This window comes from Peribacillus muralis (assembly GCF_001645685.2).
GTDB lineage: Bacteria > Bacillota > Bacilli > Bacillales > DSM-1321 > Peribacillus > Peribacillus muralis_A.
Window position 1 is genome coordinate 1,546,828 of sequence record NZ_CP017080.1, and the last position, 15,163, is coordinate 1,561,990.

Sequence of the window (15,163 nt, forward strand, 5' to 3'; positions counted from 1 at the left end):
GTAAGGGGGAACAGGAATGAGTTCCATAGCCAAAAAGATCCAAGAACAGCAATATGAAGACCAAAAGCAACATCAGCAACAGGCACATCAAACAGTGGTCATCCGTAAAGCAAAGATATCCATTGGTGAAGTTTTCTTACTATGTGCCCTTGCTATTATGGTTGCTTACATGGGAGTGAAAATCGTTTCTAATCAAGCTGCCATTTATGAAACCAATAAAGAAATCCAGCTTGTTGAATCGAAAATTGCCGAACAAGGCAAAGTGAATGACGATCTGAAAGTGCAGGTTGCGGAACTTAGTACATACGAGAGAATTTGGGAAAAAGCTGCAGCGCTTGGGTTCAAGTTAAATAAGAATAATGTGAAGGGTGTGCAGTGATAATGCAGAAACAAAAAAATATGAAGCATGGGGCAGCCGGATTATTCTTCTTATTCGGCCTGCTCTTTTTTGTTTTAATCAGCCGCTTTTTGTATATCCAGGTGACAGGAACCGCAGGCGGGGAAGTGCTCGCTTCGAAAATCGAAAAGAAATACGAAAGGAAACAGGTGCTGGAGGCAAAAAGGGGCAGCATTCTCGATGCAAAGGGGGAAGTCATCGCCGAGGATACTTCTTCTTATATCTTGAGGGCAATACTCAGTAAAAAGGAAACTGAGCGCGTCAAGGATCCAGAAATGACCGCGAGTAAGCTTGCTAGATATATAGACATGGACGAACAGGAAATCTATGAACGCCTTACGAATAATAAAGAGGCATATCAGGTCGAATTTGGCAGCGCGGGCAAGGATTTGTCGCAGGTCGTCAAACAGAAAATCGAAAAATTGGAGCTGCCGGGAATTACATTCGGAAGGACGAATAAACGATTTTACCCAAATGGAATCTTTGCATCGCATTTAATCGGCTACGTAGAAAAGGATGAGAAAACGGGCGAAATGGCCGGTAAGTTCGGCATTGAGAGGTATCTCAACAAAGAATTGAAGGAAACGGACGGGAAGCTGACATTTGACAGTGACTCACAAGGCTTCCTTTTACCTGATGCGAAGGAAAAAGTTGTCGCACCGGATAATGGCAATGATGTCATGCTGACCATCGACAAGAAAATCCAAACCTTCTTGGAAGATTCGTTGAGTAAAGTGCAGGCGAAATATGATCCCGAGCAAATCATAGCCATTGTTTCCAATCCTAAAACGGGAGAGATAGTGGCCATGGGGCAAAGGCCTACCTTCCATCCGACAACGAAGGTTGGACTCACCGATACATGGCGCAACCTTGCCATTGAAGAAACGTTCGAGCCGGGATCGACCATGAAAGCCTTTACGCTTGCAGCAGCTGTGGAGGAAGGGGTCTTCAACCCGAATGACAGCTTTGTAGCCGGAACCTATAAAGCGGGATCAGGGGAAATTCATGATCACAGTGGTATCGAAAGAGGGAAAAGCATGACATTCCTTGAAGGAGTCCAACGTTCCTCCAACGTCGCTTTCGCTACACTTGCAATGGATAAAATAGGAGCGGATACATTCAGGGAGTATTTGACTAAATTTGGGTTCGATAACAAAACGGGAATCGATTTGCCGAATGAGATAACCGGTAAAATTCAATATAAATATAAGCTTGAAAAAGTGACAACTGCCTTCGGCCAGGGTTCGACTGTCACCCCCATTCAACAAATCCAGGCTGCTTCGGCGATAGCCAATGACGGAAAAATGATGCGGCCTTATGTGATCAAAAGCATTTCCGATCAGGATACAGGAAAGGTTTTGAAAACGACAAAACCGAAAGTGACGGGGAAACCGATTTCGGCAGAGACTGCCAAGCAGGTGCGTGACTATTTGGAAACGGTGATTTCTGCGAAAAAGGGAACAGGAAGCAAATATGCCATCGACGGATATGAAGTAGCCGGAAAAACCGGTACAGCCCAAATTGCCGGTCCGACTGGTAGATATCTGGAGGGGAAGAATAACTACGTATTCTCCTTTTTAGGGATGGCACCGAAAGATGATCCGCAATTGGTCATGTATGTGGCAGTCAAGCAGCCTAAGCTGGGCACGTCTTATGTCGGCGCCGACCCATTGTCAGAGATATTCAATCCTGTCATGCAGAATAGCCTGCAATATTTGAATATCAAACCATCTGATGTAAAAAAACAAAAAGCGAATAAAATCGTTGATTATACGAATCAAACTGAAAGCTCAGCAGCCAAGGAGCTGAAGGATCTAGGGTATGATGTAAGCACGGTAGGGAGCGGGCGTAAAGTGCTCGACCAATCCCCGAAGGCTGGAAGCTCGCTTTTACAGGGTGAAAAGATCATCTTGAGAACGGAAGGTGAAATGAAGGTTCCTGATATGAAAGGGTGGTCATTAAGGGACGCCATGAAATTGGCTAAGGTCGCAAAACTGGACTTGAAGACAACAGGGACGGGATATGTGAGTAAGCAGAATCTCGAAGCAGGGAAAAAGGTGAAGGAAGGCGATTCCTTCAATATTGAATTAACCCAGCCAAAGGGAGCTGGTGAAGATATACCGACAAATGAGAGCACCGAATGAGCACGAAGAGGGGAATCCATAAGGATTCCCCTCTTTCATTTTTGATGGTTTTTTAGTCTAGCATCGAGTAGACAAGCATATATTGTAGCATGTATGAAATGGAGGTGCCTGTTTTTGCGTGTTTCGAATGTTACTGTCCGAAAACGGCTGGCAATCGCATTGGCAGTAGGAATCGTAGTTTTTTTTATCATTGATATCCGCTTGGGAATTGTACAGTTCTATTTAGGTGATAAGTTGACGGGGCTTGCTGAGGATTTATGGAGCAGGAATATTCCATTTGAGGCTAAGCGTGGGGAGATTTTAGATCGCAATGGTGTGGAGCTGGCGACGAATATATCGGCCCCGACGGTCTATGTCATCCCAAGGCAGATTGAAGATGCAGATAAGACGGCGGGACAGCTTGCTTCCATATTGGATATGACCAAGGAAAAGGCTTACCAATATCTGACCAAACAGGAGATGAGCGTAAGAATTCCTGAAGGCAGAAAAATATCCCATGAAAAGGCGAAGGAAATAAAAGCATTAGGAATAAAAGGGGTATATATCGCTGAAGATTCAAAGCGTCATTACCCATTCGGCGAATATCTTTCCCATGTACTAGGGTTTACGGGATCGGATAACCAGGGATTGATGGGAATTGAATTGTCCTATGATAAGGAACTAAGCGGGAAGAGGGGGTTTGTAAAATTCTATTCGGATGCCAAAGGGAAAAGGCTTGAGAATATGGCCGATGACTATAAGCCTCCCGTTGATGGAGATAATTTGAAGCTGACAATCGATAGCAAAATCCAGACGATCGTGGAGAGGGAGCTCGATAATGCGGAGGCAACGTATGACCCTGATGGTCTGATCGCCATCGCCATGGACCCCAATACCGGCGAAATTCTAGCCATGTCGAGCAGGCCTACTTTCGACCCAGCCAATTTTCAAAACGTACCATCCGAAGTGTATAACCGCAATTTACCGGTTTGGAGTATATATGAACCAGGATCGACGTTCAAAATCATCACCCTTGCTGCGGCTTTGGAGGAGGGGAAGGTGGATTTGAAGAATGAACATTTTTATGACTCCGGTCATGTTGAGGTGGCTGGATCGGTTCTTCATTGCTGGAAAAGCGGCGGACATGGAGACCAAACCTTTCTTGAGGTTGTCGAGAACTCATGCAATCCAGGATTTGTGGAGTTGGGCAACAGGCTCGGGAAGGACAAGTTGTTTAAATATATCAATGATTTCGGTTTTGGACAAAAAACAGGGATTGATTTAACCGGAGAAGGAAGGGGAATCATGTTCAATATGGATCGTGTGGGTCCTGTTGAGCAGGCAACAACGGCGTTTGGACAAGGTGTGGCCGTAACGCCGATTCAGCAAGTGACGGCCGTATCGGCTGCCGTGAATGGCGGAACTTTATACACACCATATATCGCCAAGGAATTGGTTGACCCAAAAAGTGGTGAAGTGCTTATGAGAAAGACCCCTCAGGCCAAGAAAAAGGTGATCTCGGAAGCAACTTCGAAAAAGGTTCGTGAAGCACTTGAATCGGTTGTAGCGCAAGGCAGCGGTAAAGGTGCATTCGTGGAGTCATACCGGGTTGGAGGGAAGACGGGGACGGCTCAGAAAGCTGAAAATGGACGATATCTTGAAAATAATTATATTCTCTCATTTATTGGTGTCGCCCCAGCTGATGACCCGCAAATCGTCGTCTACATCGCGGTCGATAACCCGAAAGGAACGGTGCAATTCGGCGGCGTCGTGGCCGCTCCGATCGTCGGCAATATCATGGAGGATTCCCTCAGGGCGATGGGTGTCAAACCAAGAAAAAACCAGATTGAGAAGGAAACCGTCTGGACCGATCCCGTCATGGTCGAGGTTCCGGACGTAGTGGGAATGAGCAGGAAAGAGCTTCAAACCCAGCAGGTGGATTTGAAGCTCGATATTGCCGGAAATGGGGATAAAGTCATAAATCAAGCTCCTGATGCGGGTGTTAAGGTAAAAGAAGGCTCTACAATAAGAATTTATCTTGGCGAAAATAAAGAATAAGTATAATATAATAGATGAATAGGTAAAGCGGCTGAAGAATCATCAGCCGCTTTGTTTACGGAGTCGTGATAACCTCGTATAATTAAAATTGGTTTCTCGACAAGCTAAGGTTAATCACATATAATTAATCCTCAAATTAAGTTGAGAGGGATGGAAAAATGAAGCTTCAAAAATTACTATCTTATTTACACTCCTTATTAAACCATGAAGGAGAAAATCCTGAAATCACCTCCATTGAAAATGATAACCGTAAAGTCAAAGACGGAAGTTTATTTGTTTGCATAAAAGGTTATACAGTCGATGGTCATGATTTTGCCCAATCCGCTGTTGGAAATGGAGCTGCGGCAGTCATTGCCGAGCGGGAGCTTGATTTGCCTGTACCCGTGATCGTCGTCAGGGATTCAAGCAGGGCTATGGCGGTCCTTGCCGATGCATTCTACGGTCATCCGACCCAAAAGCTGCGCTTGATCGGAATCACCGGCACGAACGGAAAGACGACCACCAGTCACCTGCTTGAAAAGATTTTCGAGGATCGGCATGAAAAAACGGGATTGATCGGCACGATGTATACAAAAATAGCCGATAAGGTTTATGAAACAAAGAATACGACGCCAGATAGCGTCACCCTGCAGAAGGCTTTTCATGAAATGACCGAAGCGTTTGTGTCTACGGCCATAATGGAAGTATCTTCGCATGCTCTTGAACTTGGACGCGTCCATGGCTGTGATTATGATATTGCTGTATTTACCAATCTCACACAAGATCATTTGGATTTTCATAAAACGATGGACAGATACAAGCAGGCGAAATCCTTATTCTTCTCCCAGCTCGGAAATGCTTACATAGAAAATCGTCCCAAATACGCCGTGCTTAATGCTGATGATGACGCAACTGATGATTTCATAAAAGCGACGGCTGCTGCAGTCGTTACTTATGGCATTGACAATGAAGCCGATATCAGGGCGAAGGATTTAAAGATTGATGCAAATGGCACATCCTTCACCTTGACAGCGGGTAAGGAAGAACGTTACATTCAGCTGAAGCTGATTGGTAAATTCAGCGTATATAATGTGCTCTCTGCAATCTCGGCTTCCTTATGTGCTGGGAACGATTTAGATGACACCATTAAATCGATCGAGGAAATAAAAGGCGTGGCAGGCCGTTTTGAGCTCGTTACGGCGAATCAAGCCTTTCCAGTCATCGTTGACTACGCCCATACGCCGGACAGCTTGGAAAATGTCCTCAAGACCGTTGCCGAGTTCGCTGAAAAGAAAATCTTTGTTATCGTCGGGTGCGGCGGCGACCGAGACAAGACAAAGCGCCCAATCATGGCAGAGATTGCCTGCAACTTGGCGACAGACCCAATTTTCACCTCCGATAATCCGCGCAGTGAGGACGCGGCCCAGATCCTTCGGGATATGGAAGCTGGAGTGGCGGGTAAAGAATATTCGGTAATCGAGGACCGGAGGCAGGCGATAGTCCATGCCGTTTCCAAGGCGGAAGAGGGCGACGTTATCCTGATAGCCGGAAAAGGGCATGAAACATATCAATTGGTCGGTGACGAAGTGCTGCATTTCGATGACCGTGAAGAAGCGGAAAAGGCGATTCTCAGCCGTTTAGGTTCAGCTTGAACCCAGCGGTGAGTGTGCCGGGCTTACAAACAAGAAAAGACAACAAGCAGAATTTTATATTTGAATTGTGTTAGGAATGAGGGAGTAAGGAATGTTGGAACAAGTAATTTTTTATACGATTTTGGTGGCGTTTTTAGTAACTGTACTTCTTTCGCCGATTTTCATCCCGTTTTTGAGAAGGCTGAAATTCGGGCAGAGCATCAGGGAAGAAGGCCCACAATCGCATTTGAAGAAAACGGGAACGCCTACCATGGGCGGTTTGGTCATATTATTATCGGTAACCATCGCTACGTTGGTGATGACTTTTAAATTTTCGGTACCTTCCACCGAAACCTATTTATTATTATTCGTTACTTTAGGATTTGGATTGCTTGGTTTCCTGGATGATTTCATCAAGGTGGTCATGAAAAGAAACCTAGGCTTGACATCCAAGCAAAAACTGCTTGGACAAATTGTGATTTCGGTCATCTTTTACTTCGTCTTCAAGCAGACAGACCGTTTCAATCCGGAACTGACGATTCCTGGTACTGACTTTTCGGTCGACTTCGGCTGGTTTTATCTATTTATCGTGATTTTCTGGCTGGTTGGTTTTTCGAATGCCGTCAATTTGACGGATGGTCTCGACGGACTTGTCTCAGGAACTTCGGCCATCGCCTTCGGTGCTTTTGCGATTTTGGCATGGAGTCAGTCACAATATGATGTGTCTATATTTTCGGTGGCGGTCGTAGGGTCTGTTCTAGGGTTTTTGGTATTCAATGCACATCCTGCAAAGGTATTCATGGGCGATACAGGGTCGTTGGCTCTGGGAGGAGCAATAGCAACCATCGCCTTGTTGACTAAGCTTGAAATACTATTGGTAATCATTGGAGGAGTATTTGTCATCGAGACGCTCTCTGTCATCCTGCAGGTAGCATCTTTTAAAACGACTGGGAAACGTATTTTTAAAATGAGTCCGCTTCATCACCATTATGAACTATCTGGTTGGTCCGAATGGCGCGTCGTCGTCACTTTCTGGACAGTAGGTTTGCTGTGTGCGGTACTCGGAATCTATTTAGAGGTGTGGATATAATTGAAAGAGACTGCAAGGTATTCAGAGAAAAAAATATTGGTATTGGGCCTGGCAAAGAGCGGAGTGATGGCAGCATCGCTTCTACATAAATTAGGCGCCTTCGTGACGGTCAATGATATGAAGCCATTATCGGAAAACCCAGAGGCTCAAGGTCTTTTGGAACAGGGAATCAAAGTCATCTGTGGCAGCCATCCAATTGAACTGCTGGATGAAGGCTTCGAATTGATCGTGAAAAATCCAGGAATACCTTATCGAAACCCAATCGTAAAAGGGGCGTTGGATAAAGGGATTCCGGTCATCACCGAAGTGGAGCTTGCCTATCAAATCAGTGAGGCCCCTTTCATAGGAATTACGGGCACGAATGGGAAGACGACTACGACAACTTTGATATTCGAAATGTTGAAGGCCGGTGAAAAGTCACCGCTCATCGCGGGGAATATCGGGACAGTCGCATCTGGTGTGGCCGAAAAGGCGACAGCGGATGACTCGATCGTCATTGAATTATCATCGTTCCAGCTGATGGGCATCGAGGAGTTTCGTCCAGAGATAGCGATCTTGACTAATTTGTATGATGCACATCTGGATTATCATAGCTCCAGACACGAATATGCAGAAGCGAAAGCCGCGATTACGAAAAATCAACTAGCTTCGGATTTCCTGATTTATAATGCAGAGCAAGAAGCTGTCAGATTAATGGCGGCAAGGACCGAGGCTCAACTAGTTCCTTTTTCAACGGAAGGCAAACACGAAAAAGGCGCCTACGTTGAAAATGGTGCAGTCTTCTTCCGCGGAGACAGGATCATCGGCATTGCCGACATAGCCCTTCCCGGGAAACACAATTTGGAGAATGTGCTGGCGGCCATTTCGGCAGCCAAATTGAAGGGTGTCGCCAACGAAGCGATTCAAACGGTACTCAAAACATTTTATGGTGTGGAGCATCGTTTGCAGTTCGTAGCTTCGATCGAAAACCGTAAATTCTATAATGATTCGAAGGCAACGAATATCCTTGCTGCTTCCAAAGCACTCACATCCTTTGAAGAGCCTGTTATCCTTTTGGCGGGCGGATTGGATCGCGGTAATGAATTCGATGAGTTAAAACCGGCCATGAAAAATGTCAAGGCCGTGATAACGTTTGGCGAAACGGCAGAAAAAATTGAGCGAATATCCAAAGAAATAGGAATAACGAATATAAAACGTGTCGATAATGTAGAAAAGGCCGTACCGGCTGCATTTGAACTATCGAATGAAGGCGACTGTATTCTTCTCTCCCCAGCTTGTGCAAGCTGGGATCAATATAAAACTTTTGAGCAAAGAGGAGACATGTTTATGGAGGCTGTGCATAAACTTAATTAAGAGCTTTCGCAGAAAGAAGTGAATTTGCTTCTACGTTGACACCTTGGAAAAAAGCGATAATGAGCCGTTATCGCTTTTTTTTTGGCTATAGTGCAGCATTGATTTTTATATTCGTACAGGCTCGAAAAACTTCCTCGAGGTGGATGTCCGTGCCATTTAAAAAATCGAATCCTGATCTCATTCTCATTATCGTCACCTTAAGTCTTCTGACCGTCGGCTTAATCATGGTTTACAGTGCAAGTGCCATTTGGGCAACATATAAATTTGAAGACTCCTTTTACTTTGCGAAACGACAGTTGCTATTTGCCTGCGTAGGGGTCATCGCCATGTTTTTCATCATGAACGTGGATTACTGGACATGGAGGACATGGGCCAAGATCCTGATCATCATTTGTTTCATCATGCTGCTTGCTGTATTGGTGCCAGGAATAGGGATGGCAAGAAATGGATCTAGAAGCTGGATCGGCGTAGGGGCTTTTTCGGTTCAACCTTCTGAGTTCATGAAGCTGGCGATGATCGCATTTTTGGCCAAGTTTTTATCCGAACGGCAAAAGCTCATCACTTCCTTTAAAAAAGGAATGCTTCCATCCTTGGGTTTGGTATTCTTGGCATTTGGATTGATCATGCTACAGCCCGACCTTGGAACGGGAACGGTCATGGTGGGAACGTGCATCGTCATGATTTTTATTTCCGGTGCAAGGATCAGCCATTTTGTAGGCTTGGGGTTGATCGGTGTGGTAGGCTTCATCGGTTTGATTTTGTCAGCTCCATACAGAATTAAGCGGATTACATCATTTTTGGATCCATGGGAAGATCCTTTGGGCAGCGGCTTTCAAATGATCCAGTCATTTTATGCAATCGGTCCGGGGGGGCTGTTCGGTCTTGGCCTCGGGCAAAGCCGCCAAAAATTTTTCTACTTGCCAGAACCACAGACAGATTTCATTTTTGCGATACTTTCCGAGGAACTGGGTTTCATCGGCGGCTCTCTCGTCATTTTGTTGTTTGCCCTTATGCTTTGGCGGGGTATCAGGATAGCCCTGGGGGCACCAGATTTATACGGAAGCCTTGTGGCGGTAGGCATCATTGCCATGGTTGCCATCCAGGTCATGATCAATATAGGCGTCGTGACGGGCTTGATGCCAGTTACGGGTATCACCCTGCCCCTATTAAGCTATGGTGGTTCATCGCTGACACTCATGTTGATGGCGATTGGTGTACTATTGAATATTAGCCGATACTCCAGGTTTTAGAAAAAGGTAAATTAGGAGATTCGGAAAAAGGGAGGCCCTTATACGCGGGGTTTCCCTTTTTTGGTTGAAAGCCTTTGCAGGAAACGATGGGTGAGGGAACCGTGGGTGAATTTAGGAATAATTGAAATGCCAATTAAATATTACCATCTATGAATGTTTCGGAAACCACAATAAATATTGGCAATACAGCTTTGTTTAGACTATAGTATAAGAGGGTTAGGCCGCATAGGCGCTTACTTCTGTTCATATTTCCGCTTTTACATGCAAGATGTCATCATTCTTTGAAATTAGAGTCCTCATGGAAGAGGAAATGAAAATCATAATTTGGAATTTTTGGAACAACAAGGAGGTTTATCATGGATAAAGTGATAAAGCAATTAACTGAAATGAAAATTGGCAAGGTTCTTGAACAGGAACCGCTTGCGAATCATACAACTATGAAAATAGGAGGGCCCGCTGATTTATTCATCGTGCCATCTTCCGTTGAAAATATAGAAAAAACGATGCAAATCATCAAAGAGCATGCCATACCGTGGCGGGCGATTGGCAGGGGCTCCAACCTTCTTGTGAGCGATGGGGGAATTGAAGGTGCCGTGCTTAAATTGGGCAGGGGCCTTGATCACATCGAGATGAATGGAACGGAGATTAAAGCTGGAGCAGGTGTTTCTCTTGTCAGCTTGTCCGTTCAAATCAGTAAAAAAGGCTATGCAGGATTGGAATTTGCCAGTGGAATCCCCGGCTCGGTCGGCGGAGCTGTCTATATGAACGCAGGTGCACATGGTTCCGATATGAGTGAAATCCTAAAGGAAGCGCATGTTCTGTTTGAGGATGGATCATTAGCATGGCTTTCGAAGGAGGAAATGGAGTTTTCTTATCGGACTTCCGTTCTTCAAAAGAAAAGACCCGGTATCGTATTGGAAGCCGTTTTTCAATTGACCGAGGGCGATAAAACCGAAATCGTTGGAAGAATGCAGGATAATAAAAATTACCGCAAAGATACTCAGCCATATAACCTTCCCTGTGCAGGCAGCATATTCAGGAATCCACTTCCACATCATGCAGGTAAATTGGTGGAAAATGCTGGTCTGAAAGGACATTCGATTGGCGGAGCGCAGATATCCCCAATGCATGGGAATTTTATCGTTAATACGGGTAACGGCAGTGCAGCAGACGTTCAAGCCTTAATACAGCATGTGAAAGATACGGTGTATGATAAATTTGAAATTGTAATGGAAACAGAAGTGGAAATAATCGGCCGTAAATAATTGGATTCATCATATCCAAATTTTGTGATATAATGTGTTACCTTTTAAAGTTTCATATAAACGGACTTAGAGTGTGTCTTGATTTCGTATAGTATTTTAAACCATCCATTTTTTCAGGAAGAGGTGAAAGGGATGGAAAAGGGGAAAATCGTTTCCATTGAGGACCGCATCCCGAAGTTAAAACAATTAAGAAAAAGCAAAGCAAATAGAAGGCTGGTTCTTTTGCTTTCCCTTTTCTTCATCCTGGTTGCATGCGTGCTATATTTCTTATCCCCGTTAAGCTATGTGCAAACCGTGCAGGTGGAAGGGAATCGGTATTTCACCTCCAAGCAAATCATTGAATTGAGTAAGGTGAAGAAGGATCGCAGCATTTGGAAGGTAGATACAGGGAAAGCGGCAGACAATATTAAAAAGAACGAGGAAATAAAAAGCGCCCTGGTCACACCTGTCTTTCCTAATTCGATTAAAATTACGGTTTCCGAACATAACAGAATGGCTTATCTGTCCAATAATGGGAAGTATGCCCCCATTTTGGAGAACGGGACCGTTCTGGAGGAATTGGCAACAGGAGAAATTCCAGTATTTGCCCCGGTTTTAATCGGTTTCAAAGAGGGTAAAGCATTAAAGTTGCTTTTAGAAGAGTTGGATAAGCTACCCGTCGAGATTCAGAATGCCATTTCGGAAATCCATTACGCCCCAACAAAAACCGATGAATACCATATCGTCATGTTCATGAACGATGGGTTTGAAGTGAGCGCGACAAGCCGGACTTTATTCGAGAAGATGATTCACTATCCATCAATCGTCAGTCAGTTGGATCCAAAGGTAAAGGGAGTCATCGATTTGGAAGTGGGATCTTATTTTAAAGCATATAAAAATGCGGAACAAAAGGAAGGCAAGAATGGGCAAAATTGATGGCAAACGAATGGTTTAGCTCTCGTTTGCGTGGTTCTCGGATTTATGTTTGGCCTTCTCTTGCAATCTGACTAAATATATATGGAGGAGTAAGGGAGGACAAGGCCTGGAATAAAGAATATGGTCTTCGGCACCAACTGATCGAACAAGAGAAACAGAACCGGGAATTTCAGAAGGGTCTGTTTCGTGCACAGGAATTTGTATTCAGTTTAAAAAAGAACCGGAATGAAAATGTAGCCTATGGTGCCAAGAAATATCGGATGATACTCGGCAAAGTGAAGGTAAGAGGTACAAGCCGTCAGGTGCCCCTTGAAGATGGTGCAAACATGGACCCCTAATATAATGTCGATGACTTATAGATTCATGAACAGCATGTCTTCAAGGTTGTAAATGAATTATACATATCAGGTGCTGAGGCTGCTGCGATAAATGGCCAGAGTCTGAACATGATTCCTATATAATCTGTAATGGGCTTGTCATCACAGTCTATTGATAGCAGCATCCAGCACCATTCATTATTTCGCAATCGGCGATCCGGATGTCCTTGGTGCGTCCCTCGACCTGCCTGGGGAGGCATAAGCTTAAAGGAACAACTGGTCATGATCATATTAGAAAAGAAAAAGAATATCATGTTGCTCCATTCTTGGAGGGTGTCCAGATTCCCGGATTCGGATTCGGATTCGATTAAAGATTGGTGAGAGAGACTGGAAATGAAAAAAAGCTTTCTTTTAGTTTGCTTATTTTGATTGCTGGCTTCATGCTCGCTATACCATTCAATTTGATGAATCAGCCTGTCGCTTCCGATACGGAGTAAGCTCTTGGAGGGGAAGATTGTTTCCTGATGAAACCAAGAAAAATGCGGGATATCATGATTGAATTAAAGGCTGAGGCGGGTTTGACCGAAATAAAAGGTAATGTGTAATGTAATCGTATGCTTCGGAGCTGACGGAATTTCGATTGCAGGACAAAGGGACATGCATCATCCGCCATTCGTGATTTAAATGGGCAGCCGAAGATGGATGGATAGCCTCTTGACGATTACCCGGTCGAATGGAAGGCAATAAAGGATGATCCGAAGATATTAATGCAGCGTATTGAAGGTTTCGGACTACTGCTTGATTTATTAAAATGATCTGAATTGCAAAGTGCCTTCCAGTTTTTGGACTTCCGGCCGAGGTCACGCTTGGCTTTTCGGTCGGTTTGAAAATCCTTCATGCAAATGCAAATTATCTTCCCATTGCCGTTCTCGCGGCTTATGGTGCCTTATTCGGAGGCATCAGGGCCCATTTGTAAGGTCATTATGATGAAGTTGTTTTCGTAACTGGATACTTCTATAATATTGTCCTTGCCGCATGTTTGGCTTTTCTAGGTGTACATCTTGGTGTAGACTGGTAGTTAACCGCTATCTTGCATTCGGCTTAAGGCTGTTTCAAAATATCGCCATGATCACAAGAACCTTAATTGAAAAATGGTCCATTTCCCGGAAAAAGTAGAAAAAAATTCAATAATTTTAAAGGGAATTACATGATAAATGACGAATAGTTTATGGCAGTATCTAGTTTAGAAGATTACTCAAATATGACGAGAAGCGAACAATATATACCATATTGTGAGAAATTTACGAGTTTTTTAGAAGGTAAACGAATTTATGACAATCGCTTGTTGTTGAAATCAGTACTATTATTCTATAATGAATAGGTCTTTCGATATAGAAATGTTATTCTACTAAAACATGTAAAAACTGAAGGAGGTGCCATGGAGAATGAACAGCAATGAAATTTACGTAAGTCTTGACATCGGTACATCCAGTGTAAAAGTTATCATTGGGGAAATGGTCAATGACACATTAAACATAATCGGCGTGGGAAATGTTAAATCAGAGGGGCTTAAAAAGGGCTCGATCGTCGGTATAGATGAAACCGTCCAATCCATCCAAAAGGCGGTTGAACAAGCAGAGCGAATGATAGGGATGGAGATCAAAAACGTTATTGTCGGAATAAGTGCGAATCACGTGACGCTACAGCCCTGTCACGGGGTGGTTGCCGTATCCAGTGACAATAAAGAAATTACGGAGCATGACGTTTTCCGTGTCAGGGAAGCAGCGGAGTTAATTACGATCCCTTCCGACAGGGAAATTATCGACGTGGTGCCAATCCATTACAAAGTTGATGAACTTGATGAAATCAGTGATCCAAGAGGCATGATTGGCGTTCGCTTGGAAATGAGAGGGATCTTAATCACAGGTCTTAGGACAATCTTACATAATACGTTGCGGTGTGTGGAAAGGGCAGGGTTAGAAATAACCGATATCGCCCTTCAGCCATTAGCTGCAGGTTCCCTTGTTTTATCCAAGGATGAAAAAGAACTTGGTGTGGCACTTGTCGATATTGGCGGAGGTTCCACTACGCTGGCAATATTCGAACAAGGCTATTTACAATATACGTCTGTAATACCTATAGGCGGGGAAACACTTACGAAAGATCTTTCCATCGTTCTAAGAACAACCATGGAGGAAGCTGAGAAAATAAAAGTAAAGCATGGCCATGCCTTTTATGATGATGCGTCTGAAGATGAAGTATTCCAAATACCGATCATCGGCAGCGACCAGCAGCAGCCATGCAATCAGTTAATGCTTTCGGACATCATTGAAGCGAGATTGACCGAAATTTTCGAGTTGATTCAAGATGATTTGAGGAGACTTGGTTTTCAGGATATTCCAGGTGGCTTCGTGTTGACCGGCGGCGTTGTCAAAATGCCGGGAGTCCTTGAGCTCGCCCAATATGTGTTCCAAAACCGTGTAAGGACGGCTGAACCGAACTACATCGGTGTCAGGGAACCCCAATATACGACTGCTGTTGGTCTGATTAAACACGCATGCAAGAAAGAAAGAATGCAAAAAAACACCGCTAAAAAAACGCCTGTAGCAGCTGGACAAACACAAGAAGAAAACGATCAGCGCAGCCAAAAGGTTTCTCAGAAAAACAAAGAGAACATACCGGTTAAAAAACAAGGTGAAAAAGGTGAATCTAAATTCAAAAAAATCCTGGGTTACTTTTTTGAATAACAATCATTAAGAATCGGGAATTTCGTCAAAATAGGAGG

11 protein-coding genes and 1 pseudogene are annotated in these 15,163 nt (G+C 44.2%); all 12 read left to right on the forward strand.

Annotated elements, in window-relative coordinates:
* Nucleotides 1–16 precede the first annotated feature (16 nt).
* A complete protein-coding gene (gene ftsL, locus ABE28_RS07485; RefSeq protein WP_064461751.1) occupies nt 17–379 on the forward strand; it encodes a cell division protein FtsL in 363 nt (120 codons plus the stop codon).
* A 2-nt stretch (nt 380–381) separates the two neighbouring features.
* The gene (locus ABE28_RS07490) at nt 382–2,541 is read left to right on the forward strand and encodes a penicillin-binding protein (protein WP_083231988.1); all 2,160 of its coding nucleotides are present in this window, start codon (nt 382–384) and stop codon (nt 2,539–2,541) included.
* Nucleotides 2,542–2,655: 114 nt separating this feature from the next.
* Nucleotides 2,656–4,578, forward strand: coding sequence for a stage V sporulation protein D (locus ABE28_RS07495; RefSeq protein ID WP_064461753.1), 1,923 nt, complete (start codon nt 2,656–2,658; stop codon nt 4,576–4,578).
* 158 nt (nt 4,579–4,736) lie between these two features.
* Nucleotides 4,737–6,209: a UDP-N-acetylmuramoyl-L-alanyl-D-glutamate--2,6-diaminopimelate ligase gene (locus ABE28_RS07500; RefSeq protein WP_064461755.1), complete on the forward strand. Its 1,473-nt coding sequence runs from the start codon at nt 4,737–4,739 to the stop codon at nt 6,207–6,209.
* Between the two features lie 91 nt (nt 6,210–6,300).
* A complete protein-coding gene (mraY, locus tag ABE28_RS07505) occupies nt 6,301–7,278 on the forward strand; it encodes a phospho-N-acetylmuramoyl-pentapeptide-transferase (protein ID WP_057913497.1) in 978 nt (325 codons plus the stop codon).
* Nucleotides 7,279–8,631 (forward strand): UDP-N-acetylmuramoyl-L-alanine--D-glutamate ligase, encoded by a 1,353-nt coding sequence (murD, locus tag ABE28_RS07510; RefSeq protein WP_064461757.1) that lies wholly within the window; start codon nt 7,279–7,281, stop codon nt 8,629–8,631. It begins immediately after the preceding gene.
* Nucleotides 8,632–8,774: 143 nt separating this feature from the next.
* The gene (gene spoVE / locus ABE28_RS07515; RefSeq protein ID WP_373921320.1) at nt 8,775–9,881 is read left to right on the forward strand and encodes a stage V sporulation protein E; all 1,107 of its coding nucleotides are present in this window, start codon (nt 8,775–8,777) and stop codon (nt 9,879–9,881) included.
* A gap of 356 nt (nt 9,882–10,237) precedes the next feature.
* Nucleotides 10,238–11,146 (forward strand): UDP-N-acetylmuramate dehydrogenase, encoded by a 909-nt coding sequence (gene murB / locus ABE28_RS07520; protein ID WP_064461761.1) that lies wholly within the window; start codon nt 10,238–10,240, stop codon nt 11,144–11,146.
* A 132-nt stretch (nt 11,147–11,278) separates the two neighbouring features.
* A complete protein-coding gene (locus ABE28_RS07525; RefSeq protein WP_064461763.1) occupies nt 11,279–12,061 on the forward strand; it encodes a cell division protein FtsQ/DivIB in 783 nt (260 codons plus the stop codon).
* 359 nt (nt 12,062–12,420) lie between these two features.
* Entirely contained in the window at nt 12,421–12,522 is a 102-nt protein-coding gene (locus tag ABE28_RS26060; RefSeq protein ID WP_373921336.1) for a DUF881 domain-containing protein, read from the forward strand.
* Nucleotides 12,523–13,198: 676 nt separating this feature from the next.
* Nucleotides 13,199–13,554, forward strand: a pseudogene (locus tag ABE28_RS24410) (small basic family protein).
* A gap of 269 nt (nt 13,555–13,823) precedes the next feature.
* Nucleotides 13,824–15,125, forward strand: a complete 1,302-nt coding sequence (ftsA, locus tag ABE28_RS07530; RefSeq protein WP_064461765.1) for a cell division protein FtsA — start codon at nt 13,824–13,826, stop codon at nt 15,123–15,125.
* Nucleotides 15,126–15,163 lie beyond the last annotated feature (38 nt).

Bases quoted from the DNA above. Each gene is read 5' to 3' on its own strand.
- ABE28_RS07490 (WP_083231988.1), top strand. From the start codon at position 382: ATGCAGAAACAAAAAAATATGAAGCATGGGGCAGCCGGATTATTCTTC.
- ftsA (WP_064461765.1), top strand. From the start codon at position 13,824: ATGAACAGCAATGAAATTTACGTAAGTCTTGACATCGGTACATCCAGT.
- ABE28_RS07525 (WP_064461763.1), top strand. From the start codon at position 11,279: ATGGAAAAGGGGAAAATCGTTTCCATTGAGGACCGCATCCCGAAGTTA.
- spoVE (WP_373921320.1), top strand. From the start codon at position 8,775: ATGTCCGTGCCATTTAAAAAATCGAATCCTGATCTCATTCTCATTATC.
- murB (WP_064461761.1), top strand. From the start codon at position 10,238: ATGGATAAAGTGATAAAGCAATTAACTGAAATGAAAATTGGCAAGGTT.
- ftsL (WP_064461751.1), top strand. From the start codon at position 17: ATGAGTTCCATAGCCAAAAAGATCCAAGAACAGCAATATGAAGACCAA.
- mraY (WP_057913497.1), top strand. From the start codon at position 6,301: ATGTTGGAACAAGTAATTTTTTATACGATTTTGGTGGCGTTTTTAGTA.
- ABE28_RS07500 (WP_064461755.1), top strand. From the start codon at position 4,737: ATGAAGCTTCAAAAATTACTATCTTATTTACACTCCTTATTAAACCAT.